Origin of the sequence: Knoellia koreensis (assembly GCF_013041615.1) — a bacterium.
Lineage (GTDB): Bacteria > Actinomycetota > Actinomycetes > Actinomycetales > Dermatophilaceae > Pedococcus > Pedococcus koreensis.
The window spans coordinates 393,016-414,213 of sequence record NZ_JABEPQ010000001.1 but is presented as its reverse complement, the minus strand read 5'-3'; the positions used below and the strand labels follow the sequence as shown (position 1 = coordinate 414,213).

Annotated in this window: 17 protein-coding genes and 1 tRNA gene; 2 read left to right on the top strand and 16 right to left on the bottom strand. The window is 70.9% G+C overall.

Translation table 11 applies throughout. The features are described from left to right. The first annotated feature begins 29 nt into the window (after positions 1–29). The gene (locus HJG52_RS02120; RefSeq protein WP_346767521.1) at positions 30–1,175 is read left to right on the top strand and encodes a glycosyltransferase family 4 protein; all 1,146 of its coding nucleotides are present in this window, start codon (positions 30–32) and stop codon (positions 1,173–1,175) included. A gap of 3 nt (positions 1,176–1,178) precedes the next feature. Here HJG52_RS02120 and HJG52_RS02115 read toward each other — a convergent pair whose 3' ends face one another. The 3 genes from HJG52_RS02115 to polA all read right to left on the bottom strand — a co-directional run bounded on the left by HJG52_RS02115 (position 1,179) and on the right by polA (position 5,750). Beyond that, positions 1,179–1,379: a hypothetical protein gene (locus tag HJG52_RS02115; protein WP_171241912.1), complete on the bottom strand. Its 201-nt coding sequence runs from the start codon at positions 1,377–1,379 to the stop codon at positions 1,179–1,181. Between the two features lie 87 nt (positions 1,380–1,466). Then, positions 1,467–3,068, bottom strand: a complete 1,602-nt coding sequence (locus HJG52_RS02110) for an MmpA family trehalose lipid delivery protein (RefSeq protein WP_171241911.1) — start codon at positions 3,066–3,068, stop codon at positions 1,467–1,469. 9 nt (positions 3,069–3,077) lie between these two features. Further along, the gene (gene polA / locus HJG52_RS02105; RefSeq protein WP_171241910.1) at positions 3,078–5,750 is read right to left on the bottom strand and encodes a DNA polymerase I; all 2,673 of its coding nucleotides are present in this window, start codon (positions 5,748–5,750) and stop codon (positions 3,078–3,080) included. Positions 5,751–5,841: 91 nt separating this feature from the next. On the opposite strand from polA, the gene HJG52_RS02100 reads away from it, so the two are divergent. Beyond that, the gene (locus HJG52_RS02100; protein WP_171243006.1) at positions 5,842–6,225 is read left to right on the top strand and encodes a PaaI family thioesterase; all 384 of its coding nucleotides are present in this window, start codon (positions 5,842–5,844) and stop codon (positions 6,223–6,225) included. A gap of 21 nt (positions 6,226–6,246) precedes the next feature. Here the strand turns inward: HJG52_RS02100 and HJG52_RS02095 are convergent, their stop codons facing one another. From HJG52_RS02095 to trpC, 13 genes are all read right to left on the bottom strand, one after another. Continuing rightward, positions 6,247–6,825 (bottom strand): GNAT family N-acetyltransferase, encoded by a 579-nt coding sequence (locus HJG52_RS02095; protein ID WP_346767520.1) that lies wholly within the window; start codon positions 6,823–6,825, stop codon positions 6,247–6,249. A gap of 190 nt (positions 6,826–7,015) precedes the next feature. Further along, positions 7,016–7,546, bottom strand: a complete 531-nt coding sequence (locus HJG52_RS02090) for a GNAT family N-acetyltransferase (protein WP_171241909.1) — start codon at positions 7,544–7,546, stop codon at positions 7,016–7,018. Positions 7,547–7,562: 16 nt separating this feature from the next. Continuing rightward, positions 7,563–8,201: an ANTAR domain-containing response regulator gene (locus tag HJG52_RS02085; protein WP_171241908.1), complete on the bottom strand. Its 639-nt coding sequence runs from the start codon at positions 8,199–8,201 to the stop codon at positions 7,563–7,565. Between the two features lie 42 nt (positions 8,202–8,243). After that, positions 8,244–8,690 (bottom strand): hypothetical protein, encoded by a 447-nt coding sequence (locus tag HJG52_RS02080; RefSeq protein WP_171241907.1) that lies wholly within the window; start codon positions 8,688–8,690, stop codon positions 8,244–8,246. Positions 8,691–8,710: 20 nt separating this feature from the next. Beyond that, positions 8,711–8,796 (bottom strand) — tRNA-Leu (locus HJG52_RS02075). A 63-nt stretch (positions 8,797–8,859) separates the two neighbouring features. Then, on the bottom strand, positions 8,860–10,314 hold the full coding sequence (gene pyk / locus HJG52_RS02070) for a pyruvate kinase (protein ID WP_171241906.1): 1,455 nt from the start codon (positions 10,312–10,314) through the stop codon (positions 8,860–8,862). A 62-nt stretch (positions 10,315–10,376) separates the two neighbouring features. Beyond that, complete coding sequence (locus HJG52_RS02065) at positions 10,377–11,831, bottom strand: glutamate synthase small subunit (RefSeq protein ID WP_171241905.1); 1,455 nt, start codon at positions 11,829–11,831, stop codon at positions 10,377–10,379. After that, entirely contained in the window at positions 11,824–16,368 is a 4,545-nt protein-coding gene (gene gltB / locus HJG52_RS02060; RefSeq protein WP_171241904.1) for a glutamate synthase large subunit, read from the bottom strand. The genes HJG52_RS02065 and gltB overlap by 8 nt, the downstream gene beginning before the upstream one ends. Positions 16,369–16,505: 137 nt before the next feature. Then, a complete protein-coding gene (lgt, locus tag HJG52_RS02055) occupies positions 16,506–17,432 on the bottom strand; it encodes a prolipoprotein diacylglyceryl transferase (protein WP_346767519.1) in 927 nt (308 codons plus the stop codon). Next, a complete protein-coding gene (locus HJG52_RS20535) occupies positions 17,429–18,223 on the bottom strand; it encodes a DsbA family protein (RefSeq protein WP_171241903.1) in 795 nt (264 codons plus the stop codon). Before HJG52_RS20535 ends, lgt begins: the two co-directional genes overlap by 4 nt. Positions 18,224–18,304: 81 nt before the next feature. Next, complete coding sequence (gene trpA / locus HJG52_RS02045) at positions 18,305–19,126, bottom strand: tryptophan synthase subunit alpha (RefSeq protein ID WP_171241902.1); 822 nt, start codon at positions 19,124–19,126, stop codon at positions 18,305–18,307. Next, entirely contained in the window at positions 19,123–20,406 is a 1,284-nt protein-coding gene (trpB, locus tag HJG52_RS02040; protein ID WP_171241901.1) for a tryptophan synthase subunit beta, read from the bottom strand. Before trpB ends, trpA begins: the two co-directional genes overlap by 4 nt. Continuing rightward, entirely contained in the window at positions 20,399–21,196 is a 798-nt protein-coding gene (gene trpC / locus HJG52_RS02035; RefSeq protein WP_171241900.1) for an indole-3-glycerol phosphate synthase TrpC, read from the bottom strand. Before trpC ends, trpB begins: the two co-directional genes overlap by 8 nt. Between the last annotated feature and the right edge of the window lie 2 nt (positions 21,197–21,198).

Here is a 21,198-nt window from a genome sequence, read left to right as displayed (position 1 = left end):
GCCATCAAATCGTGAGGATGGGCAGCCGGGTGCGCCTCGCATTCTTGAGTTGGCGCGACTTCACCCACCCCGAGGGTGGTGGCGCCGAGCACTACATCGAGACCATCGCCGCACAGCTGGCGGCGGCGGGCCACGAGGTGACCATCTACTGCGCTGCGCACGACGGCGCCGCCCCGGACGAGACCAAGGAAGGCGTGCGCTACCGCCGAGCCGGCGGCCGCCTCACGGTCTACCCGGCAGCCCTGCGAGCCCTGCGCCGTGACGAGCGGCGCCACGGCGCCTACGACGTCGTCGTGGACAGCCAGAACGGCATCCCCTTCTTCTCACCGCTGGCGACGCGCACTCCCGTCATCGTCCTCGTGCACCACGTGCACCGTGAGCAGTGGCCTGTGGTCTTCGGTCCGGTCGCGGCCAGGGTCGGCTGGTTCGTCGAGTCCCGCATCGCCCCCCGGTTCTACCGCCGCAACCAGTACGCCACGGTCTCCTCGCGCACCCGTGACGAGCTGACCGAGCTCGGCGTCGACGCCGGACGGATCGCCGTGATCCACAACGGCACCGATGCACCGCTGGCGCTCAACGTCGGCCGCTCCATGGACCCCACCATCGTGGTCCTCGGCCGGCTCGTGCCGCACAAGCGGGTCGAGCACGCCATCGACGTCGTCGCCCGGCTTCGCCCGACACACCCCGGGCTCCGCCTGCGGGTCATCGGGCACGGCTGGTGGCACGACCGCATCGCCGAGCACGCGCTGGCGTCCGGGGTCGCCGACGACGTGGCGCTCCTCGGGTTCGTGGACGACGCGACGAAGCACGCCGAGCTGGCGGCCGGATGGGTCGCTCTTGCCCCCAGCGTCAAGGAGGGCTGGGGACTGTGCGTCGTCGAGGCGGCCAGCCACGGCGTCCCCACCGTGGCCTACCGCGACGCTGGCGGCCTGTCGGAGTCGATCGTCGACGGCGCCACCGGCGTGCTGGTCGAGGACCTCGACGACATGACCCGGCAGGTGTCTCGCCTGCTCGGTGACGCGGCGGCTCGGGAGGGCCTCGGCGCCCAGGCCCGGGAGTATGCCGCGCAGTTCACCTGGGCGAGCACTGCCGCCTACTGGCGCGAGCTCCTCGACCACACGGCACGACGAAGGGCGCCGGTCGCGATGACCGACGCCCGTTCGCAGCGAGTGTGAGGCTCAGCCGCCGTAGTTGAGGATCTGGTCCGGCGGGAGCACGTCCTTGGGTCCGGACTGCACGGCGCTGGAGTCGCCGGGGCCCTGCGTGCTCACGACGGTGGCGACAGCCGCGGCCGCGGCGCCACCGCCGAGCAGAAGACTCAGCACGAGGACGACGGCTGCGGACGCCTCGCCGCGCTCGTTGCGTCGGTTCAACTTCATGGGTTTGGGCACCTTCCCGGCCTAGGACACTGCCGCCGATGTTACCGGCTGGTTGCGCCCGGCGCGCAATCCTTCGGCAGATCCGCCTCAAGGGCGTGTCACGCGCCAGACCTCGAAGGATCCCGCACGCTCCACGAGCTCCAGGTCCCGCACCGCGGCGGGGACGGCGGGCCCACGGACGTCGGTCCACACGACCACCGCACCGATCCCCGCTGCCTCGAGCGCCGCGGGCGACGGGTCCGATGCCAACCGGGTCAGGCCGCCGGGGTCGTCGTCGACGGTGACGGTCACCCCCTGCCTGCTCACCACGAGCTCACGGGAGGAGATGACGCGCTGGGCCAGGGCCCGGGACAGCGGGTCGAGGAACGGCTGGTTCCGGTTGTAGCCCGAGGGGCTGCGTGCCGCACGAAAGGCCGACCACGGGAGCACCAGCACCGCGCGGTCACCCGCTGCTTGGTCGGCCGCGTCGACAGCGGCCGCCCAGCCGGGCGGCATACCCACCGGTTGGTATGCCGCGTGGAGCAGCGTGGGTGCGTCCGGCACCGCCAGCACGGCGAACGAACACGTGGCGAGGACCGCGGCCACTGTCGGCGCCACAGCGGCTCTAGCGATGCGGCGCAGGCGCTGCGCCACGGACGCGGCGACGACGCCGACCAGCACCGCGGTCGCGGTCGCTGCCGGTCCGACCCAACGGTGCGTGTCGCGGGCCACGGCAACGCCGGGCAGGGCCTGGGCCGCGCGCATGAGGCCGATGCCCGGACCCGTCGCGAGCAACGTCACCACCGCGGGCGGTACCACGAGCGCGCACCCGAGCCAGGCCGCAGCTCGACGGTGCCCGTCGCGCGCGAGCACCACCAGGCCGACCAGGGCCACGACGAACAGCGCTACCCCCACCGCGATCGACAGCGTGGTGGAGCGCGAGCCCGGCACCGCGGCGGGCGCCCAGATGCCACCGAGCGTAGCCACCGACACCAGCACCCCAAGAGGCGAATCAGACTGTGCCGCAAACGCATTGGCGCCGTCGGGATCCGCGGCAGTGGTGGCGTAGTGCAGGCCCGGGATCACCCAAGGAAGGCACCAGCCGGCGCCCAGGGTCAGCGCTGCGAACCACCACCTGCCGCTGCGCCACGGGGTGGCGAGGGCTGTCACGAGGACGACCCCCAGTGCCCACAGCCCGCCCCAGGGCGTCAGCGCTGCGGGCGCGGCTGCCACCGCGACGGCCGCCAGCCCACGCCAGCCCGCGAGGCGCGACCGCACGGCCAGGATGAGCCAGGGCGTCATCGAGTAGGCCAGGAGGGTCGGCGGCTGTCCGAGCAGGAGCCGCTCGACGACGAACGGGTTCCACATGGCCACGACCGCCGACGGCACCATCGCGGCCAGCCCCCACGAGCGCACCAGCAGGGCGGTCCCGAGGCCGGCGAGCACCAGGGCGCCGACCAGCATCACCTGCTGCTGCACCCCGGGCGGCAACACCGGTGCCAGCGCCACCACCACCGCGTCGAGCGGCGCCGACCGAGGCGGGCTCCCCGGCGCACCCCAGGTGGCTGCGCCGACCACCGGGTCGGGCACGGTCACGAAGTCTCGGTAGAGGAAGACGCCCCGGCCCAGGGACCGTCCGACCAGCACCGCGGCCGCCGCTGCGACCACGCCGACGACGATCAGCAGGTCGCGTCGGGCGGATTGGGTCACACGGTGAAACTAGTGCGCGGCGTCGTGCCAGGACCGGCCGACACCCACCGACACGTCCAGCGGGACGTCGAGGTCGATCGCGCCGCCCATCTCTCGGCGCACCAGCTCCTCGACGGCCTCCCGCTCCCCCGGCGCCACCTCGAGCACCAGCTCGTCGTGCACCTGGAGCAGCTGCCGCGACTTCAACCCGGACTCGGCGAGGGCGCGGTCGACCCGCAGCATCGCCAGCTTGATGATGTCGGCCGCCGACCCCTGGATGGGGGCGTTGAGCGCCATCCGCTCGGCCATCTCACGTCGCTGGCGGTTGTCAGACGTGAGGTCGGGCAGGTAGCGCCGGCGCCCGAGCATCGTCTGGGTGTAGCCGGTGCCCCGCGCATCCGCGACGACCTCGGTGAGATAGTCCTTCACCCCGCCGAACCGCTCGAAGTACTCGTCCATGAGCCCCTGCGCCTCACCGGTCGAGATGGTCAGCTGCTTGGAGAGCCCGAACGCCGACAGCCCGTACGCCAAGCCGTAGGACATCGCCTTGACCTTGGATCGCATCTCGGCCGTGACGTCCTGCGGCTCCACGGAGAACACCCGCGACCCGACGAACCGGTGCAGGTCCTCCCCCGTCCGGAACGCCTCGATCAGCCCCTCGTCACCGGACAGGTGCGCCATGATCCGCATCTCGATCTGGCTGTAGTCGGCCGACATCAGCGACTCGAACCCCTCGCCGACGACGAACACCTCACGGATCCGCCGACCGGCCTCGGTGCGGATCGGGATGTTCTGCAGGTTCGGGTCGGTGGACGACAGCCGCCCGGTCGCCGCGATCGTCTGCTGGTAGGTCGTGTGGATGCGTCCGTCGTCGGCGACCGACTTGAGCAGCCCCTCCACCGTGACCCGGAGCCGGGTCGCGTCGCGGTGCCGCAGCAGAGCCTCGAGGAACGGGTGCTCGGTCTTGGCGAACAGGTCGGTCAGCGCGTCCGCGTCGGTCGTGTACCCCGTCTTGGTGCGCCGGGTCTTGGGCAGCCCGAGCGTCTCGAAAAGCACCACCTGGAGCTGCTTCGGCGAGCCCAGGTTGATCTGGTCCCCACCGATCGCGTCATAGGCATCCTGCTGGGCGTCGCGCACCTTCGCCGCGAAGTCGGCCTCGAGCGAGGTCAGCTGGTCGGTGTCGGCGGCGATACCGACCCGCTCCATGCCCGCCAGCACGCGCTCGAGCGGCAGCTCGACATCCTGTTGCAACGACGTTCCGCCCGTCGCCTCGAGCTGCTCGGCGAGCGCACCGGCCAGGTCGAGCACGGCCCGCGCCCGCACCATCGCGTCCTGGGCGTCGCCGAGGTCCTCGTCACCGAAGTCGAGCAGCCCCTGCCCACCCTGGTCGCTCTCCGCACGCAGCTCACGCCCGAGGTGGCGCAGCACGAGGTCGGCCAGGTCGTAGGACCGCTGGTCGGGTCGCACGAGGTACGCGGCCAGCGCCGTGTCGGTCGCCACCCCGTCGAGGGTCCAGCCCCGCGCGGCCAGCGCGAGCATCGGCCCCTTCGCGTCGTGCAGCACCTTGGGCCGCTCCGCGTCGGCGAGCCAGGCGCCCACGGCCGCCTCACCGTCCGGGTCGAGCGAGGTGAGGTCGAGGTATGCCGCGGCGTCACCGTCCGTGGCCAGCGCCAGGGCCGTGGCGTCCCCGGTACCGCGGCCCCACTGCCCCACGAGGTGCACGCCGACGCGGACTCCCGGCGCGGCATACTCGGCCAGCCAGCCGGTCACCTCCTCGGGTGAGAGCACCGCCCCCTCGAGGTCGAAACCCTGGTCGGCCTCCTCCTGCGGGGCGTCGAGGTACTCGAACAGCCGGTCGCGCAACACGCGGAACTCGAGGCTGTCGAAGACCTGGTGCACCTGCTCGCGGTCCCAGTTCTGCCGCTCGAGGTCCGCGAGTCCCACCGGCAGCGGCAGGTCACGGACCAGCTGGTTGAGGCGCCGGTTGCGCAGCACGCCGTCGAGGTGCTCGCGCAGTGACTCGCCCGCCTTGCCCTTGATCTCGTCGACGTGCGCCACGACGCCGGTGAGGTCGCCGTAGAGGCCGAGCCACTTGGCTGCCGTCTTCGGGCCGACACCGGGCACACCCGGCAGGTTGTCGCTGGACTCGCCCACGAGCGCGGCGAGGTCGGAGTAGCGCTCGGGCAGGACGCCGTACTTGGCCTCGACCGCCTCGGGCGACATCCGCGCGAGCTCGGAGACACCCTTCACGGGGTAGAGCACAGTGCTCGTCTCGGTGACCAGCTGGAAGGCGTCGCGGTCACCCGAGCAGATCAGCACCTCCATGCCCTCGGCGAGGGCCTGGGTGGTGATGGTGGCGATGACGTCGTCGGCCTCGTAGCCATCGACCTCGACGTAGCGGATCTTGAGCGCGTCGAGCACCTCGTGCAGCAGCGACACCTGGCCCTTGAACTCGCTCGGCGTCGCGGACCGGCCCGCCTTGTAGTCGGCGTACTCCTCGGTGCGGAAGGTCTGCCGCGACACATCGAACGCCACGGCGACGTGGGTCGGCTGCTCGTCGCGCAGCACGTTGATGAGCATCGAGGTGAAGCCGTAGACCGCGTTGGTGTGCTGCCCCGTCGAGGTCGAGAAGTTCTCGGCCGGCAGCGCGAAGAAGGCGCGGTAGGCGAGCGAATGACCATCAAGCAACAGGAGGCGACTCACGCATGGCAGCCTATTGCGCGTGACCGACACGACGAACACCCCCACCAGCGGCCCCATCGACACCCAGGCCTTCCTCGACGCACTCACCGCGATGAACCCCAACTCACTCCTGCAGCGCATGCAGATCGAGGTGCTCGAGGCCAGCCCCGAGCGGCTCGTGGCCCGGATGCCGGTCGAGGGCAACACCCAGCCCTACGGCCTGCTGCACGGCGGCGCGTCAGTCGTCCTCGCCGAGACGCTGGGCTCGATCGGGTCGGCCCTGCACGCCGGCCCGAACCGCATCGCGGTCGGCACCGACATCAACGCCACCCACCACCGGGCCGCGCGGTCGGGCTTCGTCACCGGCACCGCGACCGCGCTGTCGCTCGGCAACACCCTCGCGTCCTACGAGATCGTGGTCACCGACGACCAGGACCGCCGCGTCTGCACGGCGCGGCTCACCTGCCTGATCAGGGACGCCGCGCCGGGCGCCTGAGAGAACGACGCGGTATGCCGGTCAGCCGGCGAGGCGCGAGCTCGCGGTCGACTTGGCCCGCAGCGACCGGCGTCGGTGCAGCAGTGCCTCGAGCGAGTGGTGCCGCGGCTCGTCCGCACCCAACCGGCGCCGCAGCGCCGCGACCGTGGTGATGCGGCGCACGACCTGGGATGAGAAGCCGAGCCGGGCGAAGAAACGGTTCGCGTCGCGGTGCTGCGCGGGCACGTTGGTGCCGATCTGCTCACAGCCGCGTGAGTCGGCATACAGGGTCACGGCCCCCAGCAGCTGGCGGGCGACACCGTGGCGGCGCTGCTTCGGCGCGACGTAGAGCTGGTCGATGGTGACGCACGGGGCGTCGGTGAGCGACGAGAAGGGGCTGGTCGCCGCCACGGCGAAACCGACGGGCTCGCCGTCGCTGGTCGCGAGGTAGGCGCGGACGTCGTCGCGGTTCAGGGCCGCCGCGATCCTGCCCTCGGACGCCGCCCGGGCCACGACCTCGGGGCTGGCCCCGGTCTCGACGCGCGAGGCCATCCAGAGCTCGGTGAACGATCGCTCCTCGTCCACACCAACCCGTCGAACGGTGATCGCGGGACGGCTCACGGCTTTCCTCCAACGTCGTCGGACCTGCTCCTGCCAGCACGGCTCCCCCGACCGTCGGACACTCCGGAGAGCACCCGAGGAAGGACTCTAGAACCATCAACTGTCCGGCGTGAAGGGAACTCCGAAATCCACTCCCCGGACGGCTGTGGTTGCGTGTGTATGCCGCCGATGTCGGCGGGTTCTCGAACCGTCACAGGGGTCGCTCGAAGACGAAGTCGTCCTCGTAGGTGTCCCCCACGAGGAACCGCTTGGTGCCGACCTTGGTGAACCCGCTCTTGCCGTAGAACCGCTGCGCGCGCTCGTTGAGCTGGTTCACACCGAGCCAGGCGCCGGCGGCCCCGCGACCGGTCGCCGCGTCGATGGCGGCCGTCATCAGCGCCGCGCTCGCCCCCGACCCGTGGTGGCCGGGCAGGACGTAGATCTTGGACAGCTCGGCCGTTGGCCGCAGGGTGATGGCGGCGGCGACGTCGCCGTCGGCGGGTTCGCCGGCCACGAGCATGGCGTAGCCGATGGGTGTGCCGTCCTCCTCGGCGAGGAAGAGGTCACGGGCGTCGTCGGCGAGGTATGCCGCGAAGTTGGCCTCGGACAGGACCGTCGCCACGAAGTGGTCGACCCGCTCCTGGGTCATGTGCGGCGGGCAGGCCAGCGCGAACGTGGCTGCGGCCACCTCGTGCAGCGCGGCCTCGTCACCCGGACGGGCGCGGCGAACCGTTGTTGTCATGGGTGAAGAGGTCCCGTCAGGACTTGTCCATGCCGGCGATGACGGCCTCGGCGACCTCACGCATCCCGAGGCGCCGGTCCATCGCGGTCTTCTGGATCCAGCGGAAGGCGTCGGCCTCGGACAGCTTGAGCTTCTTCTGCAGGATCCCCTTGGCCCGGTCGACTGCCTTGCGGGTCTCGAGCCGCTCACCGAGGTCGGCGATCTCCTGCTCGAGCGCCTTCACCTCGGTCCAGCGGTGGCGCGCGATGTCGATCGCCGGGGCGAGATCGCTGGCTGTGAACGGCTTGACGATGTAGGCCATGACGCCCGCGTCGCGCGCACGCTCGACGAGCTCGGTGTCGCTGAAGGCCGTGAGCATGACGACGGGGCAGATCCGCGCTTCGCCGATCTTCTCGGCTGCGGTGATGCCGTCCATGACGGGCATCTTGACGTCCATGATCACCAGGTCGGGCGTGAGCTCGGTGGCGAGCTCGACTGCCTGCTCGCCGTTGCTCGCCTGGCCGACGACGTCGTACCCCGCCTCGGTCAGCATCTCGGCCAGGTCGAGGCGGATCAGCGCCTCGTCCTCGGCGACGAGGATGCGCAGGGCGGCGTCGCTGGTCTGGGGGGCCGCGGCGTCGGCCGACTGCTCGGGGGTGGTGTCCTGGGTGCTCACGGGACAACCCTAAGGGACCACGTGTTTCGTCCGCGTTGCGTGTCAGGTGCAGCGCTTGCGGGCGCTCTCGGACCCGGCGAGCTCTGCCACGAGGCCGGCGATGACCGGCTTGGCCTCGGCGAGGCGCGGGTCGTCGACCGGGACACCCTCGAAGGTGACGGTCAGCGGTCCGTCGAACGTCTGGCTGCCGTCGTCATCGCTCACCCGGACACCGGCAGCCTTGAGGACGGCGAGGTCCGCGGCACCGAGCTGGCAGCTGATCTGCTCGCCGGGCTTGCTGCCGTTGGCCAGGACCACACCGTCCTCCTGGACGTTGAGGGTCTGGATGCGACCGTCCTTGGCCGAGAGCTCCTGGATGGCCAGTGGGAACTTTGCCTCGGGCGCGTTGGTCGTGGACGTCGGGACGTCCGGGATGTCGGGTGCGTCGGCCGTGCACCCGGTCAGGGCGAGGACCACGACCGTTGCCGCGCCCACGCCCACCCTGCGCATGTGTCCCCTTGATGTCCCGTTGGTGCCGAAGGCGGGACTTGAACCCGCACGCCCTTTCGAGCAGAGCATTTTGAGTGCTCCGTGTCTGCCATTCCACCACTTCGGCTCGCCGAACTGCGTTCAGCGGCGCGGACAGCATACAAAGGCTGCGTGGCGCCGCCTAAAAGCCTCAGAGCTCGGTGAGGTCCTGGTATGCCGGGGCGACACCGTTGATGGCGTCACCCATCTTGTGCACCCGCAGGGCGTTGGTGGAGCCGGGGATCCCGGGCGGCGATCCGGCGACGAGGACGACGAGGTCGCCCTCCTGCGCCCGGCCGGATGACAGCAGCGAGCGGTCGACCTGGAGCGCCATCTGGTCGGTGTGCCGGGCCATGGGCACGAGGTAGGTCTCGATGCCCCACGCGAGCGCCAGCTTGGACCGCGTGTGCTGCTCGGGGGTGAACGCCAGCATCGGGATCCGCGGCCGGATGCGCGACATGCGTCGGGCCGTGTCCCCGGACTGGCTGAAGACGATGAGGTACTTCGCGCCGAGCAGGTCTCCGATCTGCACCGCGGCCCGGGCGACCGCGCCACCCATGGTGTGCGGCTGCGTGCCGAGCTCGGGGATGCGCTCGAGGCCGTGCTCCTCGGTGCTCTCGATGATGCGGGCCATCGTCTCGACGGCGACGATCGGGTAGGCGCCGACGCTGGTCTCACCGGACAGCATGATCGCGTCGGCACCGTCGAGGACGGCGTTGGCGGCGTCGGAGGCCTCGGCGCGGGTGGGGCGCGGGTTCTCGATCATCGACTCGAGCACCTGGGTGGCGACAATGACCGGCTTGGCCTGGCGGCGCGCGATCTCGATGGCCTCCTTCTGGACGATCGGCACGTCCTCGAGCGGGAGCTCCACCCCGAGGTCGCCGCGGGCGACCATGACACCGTCGAAGGCAGCGATGATCTCGGCGAGGTTGTCGACCGCCTGCGGCTTCTCGATCTTGGCGATGACGGGCAGGCGCACGCCTACCTCGTCCATCACGGCATACACGTCCTCGAGGTCCTTGGCGGAGCGCACGAACGACAGGGCGACCATGTCGGCGCGCAGCCGCAGCGCCCAGCGCAGGTCCTCCTTGTCCTTCTCGGACAGGGCAGGGACGGAGACCGCGACCCCGGGCAGGTTGATGCCCTTGTTGTTGGAGATCGTGCCGCCGACGGTGACCTTGCAGACGACGTCGGTGTCGCTCACCTCGGTGGCCTGGAGCGCGACCTTGCCGTCGTCGACGAGGAGCACGTCCCCGGGGGCGACGTCGCCGGGCAGTCCCTTGTAGGTGGTGCCGACCTCGGCCTGGTCACCCTGGATGTCGCGCGTGGTGATGGTGAAGCTGTCACCTGTGGCCAGCGCCACCGGCCCCTCGGCGAAGCGGCCCGTGCGGATCTTCGGGCCCTGGAGGTCGACGAGGACACCGACCGCACGACCGCTCTCGTCACTGGCCTTGCGGATCTCGCGGTAGATCGCCTCGTGGTCGGCGTACTCACCGTGCGAGAGGTTGAGGCGGGCGACATCCATGCCGGCGTCGACGAGCGCTCGGATCTTCTCCGGAGTGGAAACGGCGGGGCCGAGGGTGCACACGATCTTGGCTCGACGCATGGCTCGACCCTATCGGCCCGCCCTCGTCGAACGTGACCGCGGTCACTCCCCGGACAGCGCGCTCAGACCACGAGGGGACGGTCGGTCGGGTTGACCGGCCGCGGCAGTGCCGTCGACCCCGTCAGGTAGCGGTCGACCCCGGCCGCGGCCGACCGTCCTTCGGCGATGGCCCACACGATCAGCGACTGGCCACGGCCCGCATCACCGGCGACGAAGACGCCCGGCACCGAGGACATGTAGTCGTTGTCCCGCTTGACGTTCGAGCGTTCGTCGAGCTCGACACCGAGCTGCTCGACGACGCCGGGACCCTGCGGTCCGAGGAAGCCCATCGCCAGGAGGATCAGCTGGGTGGGGAGCACCCGCTCGGTGCCCTCCACCTCCTCGAACTTCCCGTCCTTGAAGGTCACGTCGACGAGGCGTATGCCGCTGACCCTGCCGTCCTCGCCGAGGATCTCCTTGGTCGACGCGGCATACACCCGCTCACCGCCCTCCTCGTGCGCGGAGGCGACGCGGAAGAGCATCGGGTAGGTCGGCCACGGCTGGTGGGCGGCGCGTTCCTCCCCCGGCTGCGGCATGATCTCCAGGCTCGTGACGGACTTCGCGCCCTGGCGGTGCGCGGTGCCGATGCAGTCGGCGCCCGTGTCGCCACCGCCGATGACGATGACGTCCTTGCCCTCGGCCGTGACCTGTCCCTCGACCGTCTCACCGAGGGCGACGCGGTTGGCCGGCGGCAGGTAGTCCATCGCCTGGAGCACGCCGTCGAGCTCGCGCCCCGGCACCTGCAGGTCTCGCGGCACGGTGGCTCCGACGGCGAGGACCACGGCGTCGTACCGGTCGCGCAGCTGCTGGCCGGTGACGTCGGCACCGACGTCGACACCGCTGCGGAAGCGGGTGCCCTCGGCCTCCATCTGCGCGATGCGACGGTCGACGACCGACTTCTCCATCTTGAACTCGGGTATGCCGTAGCGCAGCAGGCCGCCCGGCTTGTCGGCGCGCTCGTAGACGGCGACCGTGTGGCCGGCGCGGGTGAGCTGCTGCGCTGCAGCGAGCCCCGCGGGACCGGACCCGACGACCGCGACGGTCTTGCCGGACAGGCGCTCCGGCGCCTGCGGCAGCACGTAGCCGCTGTCGAAGGCGCGGTCGATGGTGGTCACCTCGACCTGCTTGATCGTCACCGCCGGCTGGTTGATGCCAAGGACGCACGCGGTCTCGCAGGGCGCCGGGCAGAGGCGACCGGTGAACTCGGGGAAGTTGTTGGTGGCGTGCAGCCGTTCGATGGCCTCGCGCCAGTCGCCCTTCCACACGAGGTCGTTCCACTCCGGGATGAGGTTGCCGAGCGGACAACCGCTGTGGCAGAAGGGAATCCCGCAGTCCATGCAGCGTCCGGCCTGCCGCTGGAGCTGGCCGGCCTCCTGCTCCTCGTAGACCTCTTTCCAGTCCTTGATGCGGACGGGCACCGGCCGGCGTGCGGGCAGCTCTCGCTCGCGCGTCTTCAGGAATCCTTGCGGGTCAGCCACGGGAAGCCTCCATGATCCGCTCCCACACCTCGGAGCCGTCGATGTCGAGTCCTTCCGCCTCGGCGGCGGCGCGCACGTCCAGGACGCGCTGGTAGTCACGCGGCAGCACCAGGCTGAACCTGCCCTTGGCCGCCTCCCAGTCCTCGAGCAGCCTTGCTGCGACAGCGGACTCGGTCCAGTCGAGGTGTCGCTGGAGCAGCTCGCGCACGGACGTCTCGTCGTCGAGGCGCAGCCCACTCACGTCGACGAGCTCGGGGTTGACACGCTCGGCGTCGAGGTCGAGGACGTACGCCACTCCCCCGGACATGCCGGCCGCGAAGTTGCGGCCGGTCGGGCCGAGGACGAGCACGGTGCCACCGGTCATGTACTCGCACCCGTGGTCGCCGACGCCCTCGACGACGGCGGTGGCACCGGAGTTGCGGACGCAGAACCGCTCGCCGACCATCCCGCGCAGGAACAGCTCACCGGTGGTCGCTCCGTAGCCGATCACGTTGCCGGCGATGACGTTCGCCTCCGCCTGGAGCGGGGCACCCCGGTCGGGGCGCACCACGATGCGGCCACCGGACAGGCCCTTGCCGACGTAGTCGTTGGCGTCACCGAGCAGCCGCAGCGTGATTCCCTTGGGCAGGAACGCGCCGAGCGACTGCCCCGCCGAACCGGTCAGGGTGAGGTCGATCGTGTTGTCGGGCAACCCGTCCGGGTGCGCCTTGGTGACCTCGTGGCCGAGCAGCGTGCCGATGGTGCGGTTGACGTTGCGCACCGCCACCTCACCCGTCACGGGTGTGCCGTCGTTGATGGCCTCGCGGGCGATCGTGATGAGGCTGTGGTCGAGGGCCTTCTCCAGGCCGTGGTCCTGGCCGGTGGTGTTGCGCCGGCCGGAGCCGTCGGGGGCCTGCACGTCGCTGAAGATCGGGGCCAGGTCCAGGCCCTCGGCCTTCCAGTGGTTGACCGCCTTGGTCGCGTCGATGGCGTCGACCCGGCCGATGGCCTCGTCGATGCTGCGGAACCCCAGGGCGGCCAGGTGCTCGCGCACCTCCTCGGCGATGTACTCGAAGAAGGTCTCGACGAACTCGGGCTTGCCGGAGTAGCGGGCCCGCAGCTCGGGGTTCTGGGTGGCGATGCCGACCGGGCAGGTGTCGAGGTGGCAGACCCGCATCATGATGCAGCCGCTGACGACCAGCGGCGCCGTGGCGAACCCGAACTCCTCGGCACCGAGCAGCGCCGCGATCACGACGTCACGGCCGGTCTTGAGCTGGCCGTCGCACTGCACGACGATGCGGTCGCGCAGGCTGTTGAGCACCAGCGTCTGCTGGGTCTCCGCCAGACCGATCTCCCACGGGCCGCCGGCGTGCTTGAGCGAGGTGAGCGGCGAGGCGCCGGTGCCGCCGTCGTGGCCCGAGATGAGCACGACATCGGAGTGCGCCTTGGAGACACCCGCGGCGACCGTGCCGACACCCACCTCGGCCACCAGCTTCACGTGGATCCGCGCCTCGGGGTTGGCGTTCTTGAGGTCGTGGATCAGCTGGGCGAGGTCCTCGATGGAGTAGATGTCGTGGTGCGGCGGCGGGCTGATGAGGCCGACACCGGGCGTCGAGTGCCGGGTGCGCGCGACCCACGGGTAGACCTTGTGGCCGGGCAGCTGACCGCCCTCGCCGGGCTTGGCGCCCTGGGCCATCTTGATCTGGATGTCGCCGGACTTGGTGAGGTAGAGCGAGGTCACGCCGAACCGGCCGGAGGCGACCTGCTTGATGACCGAGCGACGCTCGTCGTCCATCAGCCGGTCGACGTCCTCACCGCCCTCACCGGTGTTGGAGCGCCCACCGAGGTGGTTCATCGCGACCGCGAGGGTCTCGTGCGCCTCCTTGCTGATCGAGCCGTACGACATCGCACCGGTGTTGAACCGCTTGACGATCTCGCTGACCGGCTCGACCTCCTCGATCGGCACCGGCGGACGGTCGGCGTGGTCGGTGAACTCGAACAGCCCGCGCAGGGTCATCAGCCGCTGCGACTGCTCGTCGACCCGCTGGGTGTACTGCTTGAAGATGTCGTAGCGGCGCTGGCGCGTCGAGTGCTGGAGCCGGAAGACCGTGTCGGGGTCGAAGAGGTGCGGCGGCCCCTCGCGGCGCCACTGGTACTCACCGCCCACGTCGAGCTTGCGGTGCGGGAGCCGGACTCCGTCCGGAGGGTATGCCGCGGCGTGCCGCGCCGCGGTCTCCGCGGCGATGACGTCGAGCCCGACACCGCCGAGCTGCGAGACCGTGCCGGTGAAGTACCGGTCGACGAGCTGCTGGGACAGGCCGAGCGCCTCGAACACCTGCGCGCCCCGGTAGGACGCGACGGTCGAGATGCCCATCTTGGACATGACCTTGAGGACACCCTTGCCGAGCGCCTTGATGAGGTTCTTCACGGCCTGCTCGGCGGTGACGCCCTCGATCGCGCCGGAGCGCACGAGGTCCTCGACCGACTCCATCGCGAGGTAGGGGTTGACCGCGGCCGCGCCATAGCCGATGAGCAGGGCGACGTGGTGCACCTCGCGCACGTCACCGGCCTCGACGACGAGACCCACGAGGGTGCGGGTCTTCTCGCGGATCAGGTGGTGGTGCACCGCGGAGGTGAGCAGCAGCGACGGGATCGGCGCCAGGTCACGGCCGGAGTCACGGTCGGACAGCACGATGAAGCGGCTGCCGTTCGCGATCGCCTCGGACACCTCGGCGAAGATCTCCTCGAGCCGCGCCTCCATCGCCGCGGCACCGCCGCTGACGTCGTAGAGGCCGCGGACCACGTGGGTGGCATAGCCGGGCAGGTCGCCGTCGGCGTTGATGTGGACGATCTTGGCCAGCTCGTCGTTGTCGAGCACGGGGAACGGCAGGACCACCTGGCGCGCGTGCGCCGGTGTCGCGGTGAGCGCGTTGCCCTCCGGCCCGATGACGGTGCCCAAGGAGGTGACCAGCTCCTCGCGGATGGCGTCGAGCGGCGGGTTGGTCACCTGCGCGAAGAGCTGGGTGAAGTAGTCGAAGATGAGCCGCGGCCGCTCCGACAGGACCGCGATCGGGGTGTCGGTGCCCATCGAGCCGAGCGCCTCACCACCGGTGCGGGCCATCGGCGCCAGCAGGATCTTGAGCTCCTCCTGGGTGTAGCCGAAGGTCTGCTGGCGGCGCGCCACCGACGCCGCAGTGTGCACGATGTGCTCGCGCTCGGGCAGGTCGTCGAGGTTGATGAGGCCGGCGTGCAGCCACTCCTCGTAGGGCTGCTGGGCCGCGAGCGAGGACTTCACCTCGTCGTCGGAGATGATCCGGCCGTGCTCGGTGTCGACGAGGAACATGCGGCCCGGCTGGAGACGGCCCTTGCGCACGACCCGGCTCGGGTCGAGGTCGAGCACTCCCGACTCGGACGCCAGCACGACGAGCCCGTCGTCGGTGACCGAGTAGCGGCCGGGGCGCAGACCGTTGCGGTCGAGCACGGCACCGATGAGGGAGCCGTCGGTGAAGGTGACGCAGGCCGGTCCGTCCCACGGCTCCATGAAGGTCGAGTGGAACTCGTAGAACGCCCGCCGCGCGGGGTCCATCTCCTCGTGGTTCTCCCACGCCTCCGGGATCATCATCAGCACAGCGTGCGGCAGCGAGCGGCCACCGAGGTGCAGCAGCTCCAGCGCCTCGTCGAACGACGCGGAGTCGGAGGCGTCCGGGGTGCAGATGGGGAACAGCCGCTCGAGGTCACCGGGGATGACGTCGGAGACGAGCTGGCTCTCGCGGGCCCGCATCCAGTTGCGGTTTCCCCTGACCGTGTTGATCTCGCCGTTGTGCGCGATCAGCCGGTAGGGGTGGGCCAGCGGCCACGCCGGGAAGGTGTTGGTGGAGAAGCGCGAGTGGACGAGCGCCAGCTGCGTCTCGAACCGGCGGTCGGACAGGTCGGGGAAGAACGGCTCTAGCTGGCCGGTCGTGAGCATGCCCTTGTAGACGATCGTCCGACACGACAGCGACGGGAAGTAGACGTCGGTCTCGCGCTCGGCGCGCTTGCGCAGGCAGAAGGCCAGCCGGTCCAGGCCGATGCCGACCTTGCGCCCGACGGCGGCGCTGACGAACAGCTGGCGGAAGTGCGGCATGAAGTCGCGGGCGACCTGGCCGACGAGCTCCGCAGCGACGGGGACGTCACGCCAGCCGAGGACCTTCAGGCCCTCCTCCGCAGCGATCGCCTCGATCCGGGCGACGGTGGCCTCACGCTCGGTCTCGTCCTGGGGCAGGAAGGCGGTGCCCACGGCATACGCCCCGCCGACCGGCAGGTCGAAGTCGACGACCGCGCGGAAGAAGGCGTCGGGCACCTGGGTGAGGATGCCTGCGCCGTCCCCGACGAGCGGGTCGGCGCCGGTCGCGCCGCGGTGCTCGAGGTTGCGCAGGGCGGTCAGCGCATGGTCGACGATGTCGTGTCCGGCGCTGCCCCGCATCGTGGCGACGAGGGCGACACCACAGGCGTCGTGCTCGAACTCGCGGCGGTAGAGCCCGGTGTTCTCGGGCTGGGCGGAGAAGCGCGCGAACGACACGTCAGGTCACCGTCCTTGGGGGTCAGGGCGTCGTGGACCCCCCTTCGCGAGGGGCTCACCGGTCACGCGTGGACGGCCTTGGCCACGGCTGGAGGCAGAATAGCCGCCGGGTTCCCCATTCCGCTATGTGAGCCGAGTCATTCCGTATGTTGAGACTTGGCCTCGGGCGCCGCGGCCTCCTCCGTGGCTGGCCGGCTCTCCCCCTGCGGTATGCCGCGGGGCGTGTGCGGGTAGCGGCGGCACCACCAGATGATGGCCAGGCCGAGGAGGAACACGACGATGCTGGTCCACACGTTGAGCCGCTGGCCGAAGATCAGCTCGGCGGTGTCGGTGCGCATCTTCTCCACGACGATGCGCCCGATCGGGTAGCCGGCGACGTAGAGGCCCAGCACCTGGCCGCGGTGGAGCCGGAAGCGGCGGTCGACGAGGACGAGGGCCAGCGCCAGCAGCAGCAGGAAGATCGACTCGTAGAGGAACGTCGGCTGGTAGATGCCCTGCACCGTCGAGCTGGTGCCCTCACAGGTGACGGCCTTGCCGAGCGACTCGTCCCAGCAGTGGATCTGCAGGCCCCACGGCGCGTCCGTGGGGCGGCCGTACAGCTCGTTGTTGAACCAGTTGCCCCAGCGGCCGATCGCGTGCGCCACGGCCACGCCCGGCGCCGCGGCGTCGGCGAAGTCGAGGAACGCGACGCCCTGCCGGCGCGCGCCGATCCAGGCCCCCACGGCGCCGAGGGCGATGGCGCCCCAGATGCCGAGCCCGCCCTGCCAGATGTAGAGGGCGTGGACGGGGTTGCCGTTCTGGCCGAAGTACGGCTCCGGGGTGGTGATGACGTGGTAGATCCGGCCGCCCACGATCCCGAAGGGGACGGCCCAGGCCGAGATGTCGAGCGCCTTCTCCGGCGGGTAGCCACGATCGGCGAGGCGGCGGCTCGTGATCCAGACCGCGACTCCGATGCCCACGAGGATGCACAGGGCGTAGGCACGCAGCGGGAACGGTCCCAGGTGCCACACCCCGGTCGTGGGGCTCGGGATCGCGGCCGGCACGGCCGCCACCACGAAGGTCACTTCGTCGCGGCCTTGACCTGCTCGGCCAGCGACTGCTGGGTCAGGCCCTGGAGGCTGACGTCCTTGCCGTTGAGGCGGATCGTGGGGGTGCCCTGCACACCGTCCTTGCCGGACTGCTCCTGCACCGACTCGACCCACTGGTTGTGGGCACGGTCGTCGTAGCACTTCTGCCAGGTCGTCATCGCGGCGCCGGTGATGCCGGCCTGGGTGGCGAACTCCTTGAGCCGGGCGTCGGTGTAGCCCTCACCCTCCTTGGCGGGCTGCCCCTGGAACACGGCGGCGTGGTACTGGAGGAACTTGTCCGCGTCGGCGGCGCAGGCCGCGGCGTTGGCCGCACGGTTGGATGAGTCGTTGCGCAGGTTGTTGTCGAGGAAGGACAGCGTGTGCGACACCAGCTTGACCTGGTTGTTCTGCACCATGTCCTTGATCTGCAGGCCGAAGATCGACTCGAACTGGCCGCACACCGGGCACTGGAAGTCCTCGTAGAGGTCCAGCGTCGGCACGTTCGCGGGAGCCCCGGGGTTGACGACGATCCCGGCCCCCATCGCGGTCGCGCCCTTCGGCAGGCTGGACCCGCCCTTGCTGCTGCTGGATCCGGCACCTGCGGTGTCGGTGCCCTTGTCCTTGCTGCCGCCGAGCGCGATGGCTGCGACCACGCCGCCGACCACGAGGAGCACTGCAACCGCCGCGACGACGATCTTGGTGGTCGCCCCACGGCGCTCCTGCGCGCGGGCTGCGTCGATCTTCGCCTTGCGGTCGGCTGCCTTGCGGTCGGCGTTGGCCTTGCTCATGGGTGTCTGGTCCTTCGTCGTGGTCACTTCGTCGGTCAGTGGTACTGCGTGCGAGCCGCCAGGATGGTTCCCCGGGCCAGGTCAGCTGCCGCTGCGCACGCCGTCGGCGAGCTCGCCCACGAGCGAGCGCAGGGCCGTCAGGCCGGCTTCCTCGTCGGTCGCCTCGGTGAGGCACCGCACCAGTGCGGACCCCACGATGACCCCGTCGGCGTATGCCGCGATCTCGGCCGCCTGCGCGCCGCCGGACACCCCGACGCCGACACAGACCGGAAGCTCCGTGACCGCCTTGGTGCGCTCGACGATGACCTTTGCGGCGTCACCGAGCGACTCCCTGGCGCCGGTCACGCCCATGTGCGACACGGCATACACGAAGCCACGGCACTGCCGCGTCACGGCAGCGAGGCGCTGGTCGGTGGAGCTCGGCGCGACGAGGAAGACCCGGTCGAGGCCGGTCTCGTCGCTGGCCCCGATCCAGTCGGCCGCCTCGTCGGGGATGAGGTCGGGCGTGATGAGGCCCGCGCCGCCAGCAGCCTTGAGGTCACGGGCGAAGGTGGGCACGCCGTAGCGCAGGACGAGGTTCCAGTAGGTCATCACCAGCGGCGGCGCACCGGCGTCGCGGACCGCCTGCGTCGCGGTGAAGACGTCACGCACGTGGACGCCACGCTTGAGCGCCTGGTCGGCGGCATACGCGACCGTCGGCCCGTCCATGACCGGGTCGGTGTAGGGGATGCCGACCTCGATGATGTCGGCGCCGGCCTCGACCATGGCGACCATGGCCCGGACCGAGCCCTCGACCGAGGGGAACCCCACCGGCAGGTAGCAGACGAGCGCGGCGCGGCCCTCCTCGCGGCAACGGGCGAAGACCGACTCGACACCCGGGCCGGTCGTGACATCGGCGGTCACAGCTGGGTCCTCCCGTCACCAGTCGCCCGCGGCTCCTCTGCGCGGCCCTCGGGCACGGCCTCGCCGTCGATGAGGCCGAACCACTCGGCAGCGGTGTGCATGTCCTTGTCGCCCCGGCCGGAGAGGTTGACCAGGAGCAGTGCGTCGGGCCCCAGCTCGCGACCGACCTCGATGGCACCCGCCAGGGCGTGGGACGACTCGAGCGCCGGGATGATGCCCTCGGTGCGGCACAGCAGGCGGAAGGCCTCCATCGCCTTGTCGTCGGTGGCGTAGCGGTACTCGGCGCGGCCGGTGTCGCGCAGGTGGGAGTGCTCGGGCCCGACACTCGGGTAGTCGAGCCCGGCGGACACCGAGTGGGTCTCGAGGGTCTGCCCGTCGTCGTCCTGCATGAGGTAGCTGAAGGTGCCGTGCAGGACACCGGGGTCGGCGGAGGCGAACCGGGCGGCGTGCCGCCCGGACTCGATGCCCTCTCCCCCGGCCTCGACGCCGATGAGCCGCACGTCGGGGTCGTCGATGAACCGGTGGAAGATGCCCATCGCGTTGGATCCCCCACCGACACAGGCGATCACGGCATCGGGCAGGCGGCCGGTGAGGTCAAGGACCTGGCTGCGGGCCTCGACGCCGATGATGCGGTGGAAGTCGCGCACCATCTCCGGGAACGGGTGCGGCCCGGTGACCGTGCCGAGGATGTAGTGGGTGTGGCCGACGTTGGCGACCCAGTCCCGCAGGGCCTCGTTGATGGCGTCCTTGAGGGTCGCGCTGCCGGTCGGCACGGCGACGACCTCGGCGCCGAGCATCCGCATCCGGGCGACGTTGAGGGCCTGGCGCTCGGTGTCGACCTTGCCCATGTAGACGACGCACTCGAGGCCCATGAGCGCAGCCGCCGTCGCCGTGGCGACACCGTGCTGCCCGGCACCGGTCTCGGCGATGACCCGGGTCTTGCCCATCCGCTTGGTGAGCAGGGCCTGGGCGAGCACGTTGTTGATCTTGTGCGAGCCGGTGTGGTTGAGGTCCTCGCGCTTGAGGATGACCCGCGCCCCACCGGCGTGCTCGGCGAACCGCGGCACCTCGGTGATGATGCTCGGGCGCCCGGTGTAGGTGCGGTGCAGGCGCTCCAGCTCGCCGAGGAACTCCGGGTCGACCATCGCCTTGTGTCGGGCCTCGTCGAGCTCCTCGAGCGCCGGGATCAGGGCCTCGGGGACGAACCGCCCACCGAAGTCGCCGAAGCGGCCGAGGCGCTCCAGCGGCTCGGGCGTGAGGTCGGGGGTCGGCTCAGCCATGGGTCACCGCGCCGACGCTGACGATGTCCTGGGCCGCCCGGCGCGGGTCCTCGCCGCGCACGAGCGCCTCTCCCACGAGGACCGCGTCGGCGCCTTCGGCGTGGAACCGGGCCGCGTCGTCGGGTCCGGTGACACCCGACTCGGCGACCCGTACGCAGGTGTCGGGCACGAGCGGGGCGAGCCGGCCGAAGGTGCCGGGGTCGACGTCGAGCGTCTTGAGGTTGCGGGCGTTGACGCCGATGACGGTGGCGCCGGCGTCGATCGCACGTCGGGTCTCATCCTCGTCGTGCACCTCGACCAGGACGGTCATCCCGAGCTGACGCGCGAGCGCGTGCATCCGCTCCAGGTCGGCCTGCGGCAGCGCGGCCACGATGAGGAGCACGATGTCGGCGCCGTGCGCGCGCGCCTCGTGGACCTGGTAGTCGGTGACCATGAAGTCCTTGCGCAGCAAGGGAACTCGCACCGCAGCCCGCACAGCGTCGAGGTCGGCGAGGCTGCCGTTGAAGCGACGCTTCTCGGTCAGGACGCTCACCGCGGTGGCGCCGCCCGCGGCATACTCCGCCGCCAGCGCGGCGGGGTCGGCGATGGTGGCGAGCTCGCCCTTGCTGGGGCTGGAGCGCTTGACCTCCGCGATCAGCGACAGTCCGGGCTGCCGGAGGGCGGCTTCGGCGTCGAGGGCGGGCGGGGCGGCCGCGGCGCGTTCGCGGATGACGTCGAGGGGTACGGCTGACTCACGCGGTGCGAGGTCCTCGCGCACGCCCGCGACGATCTGCTCGAGGACTGTGCTCATGG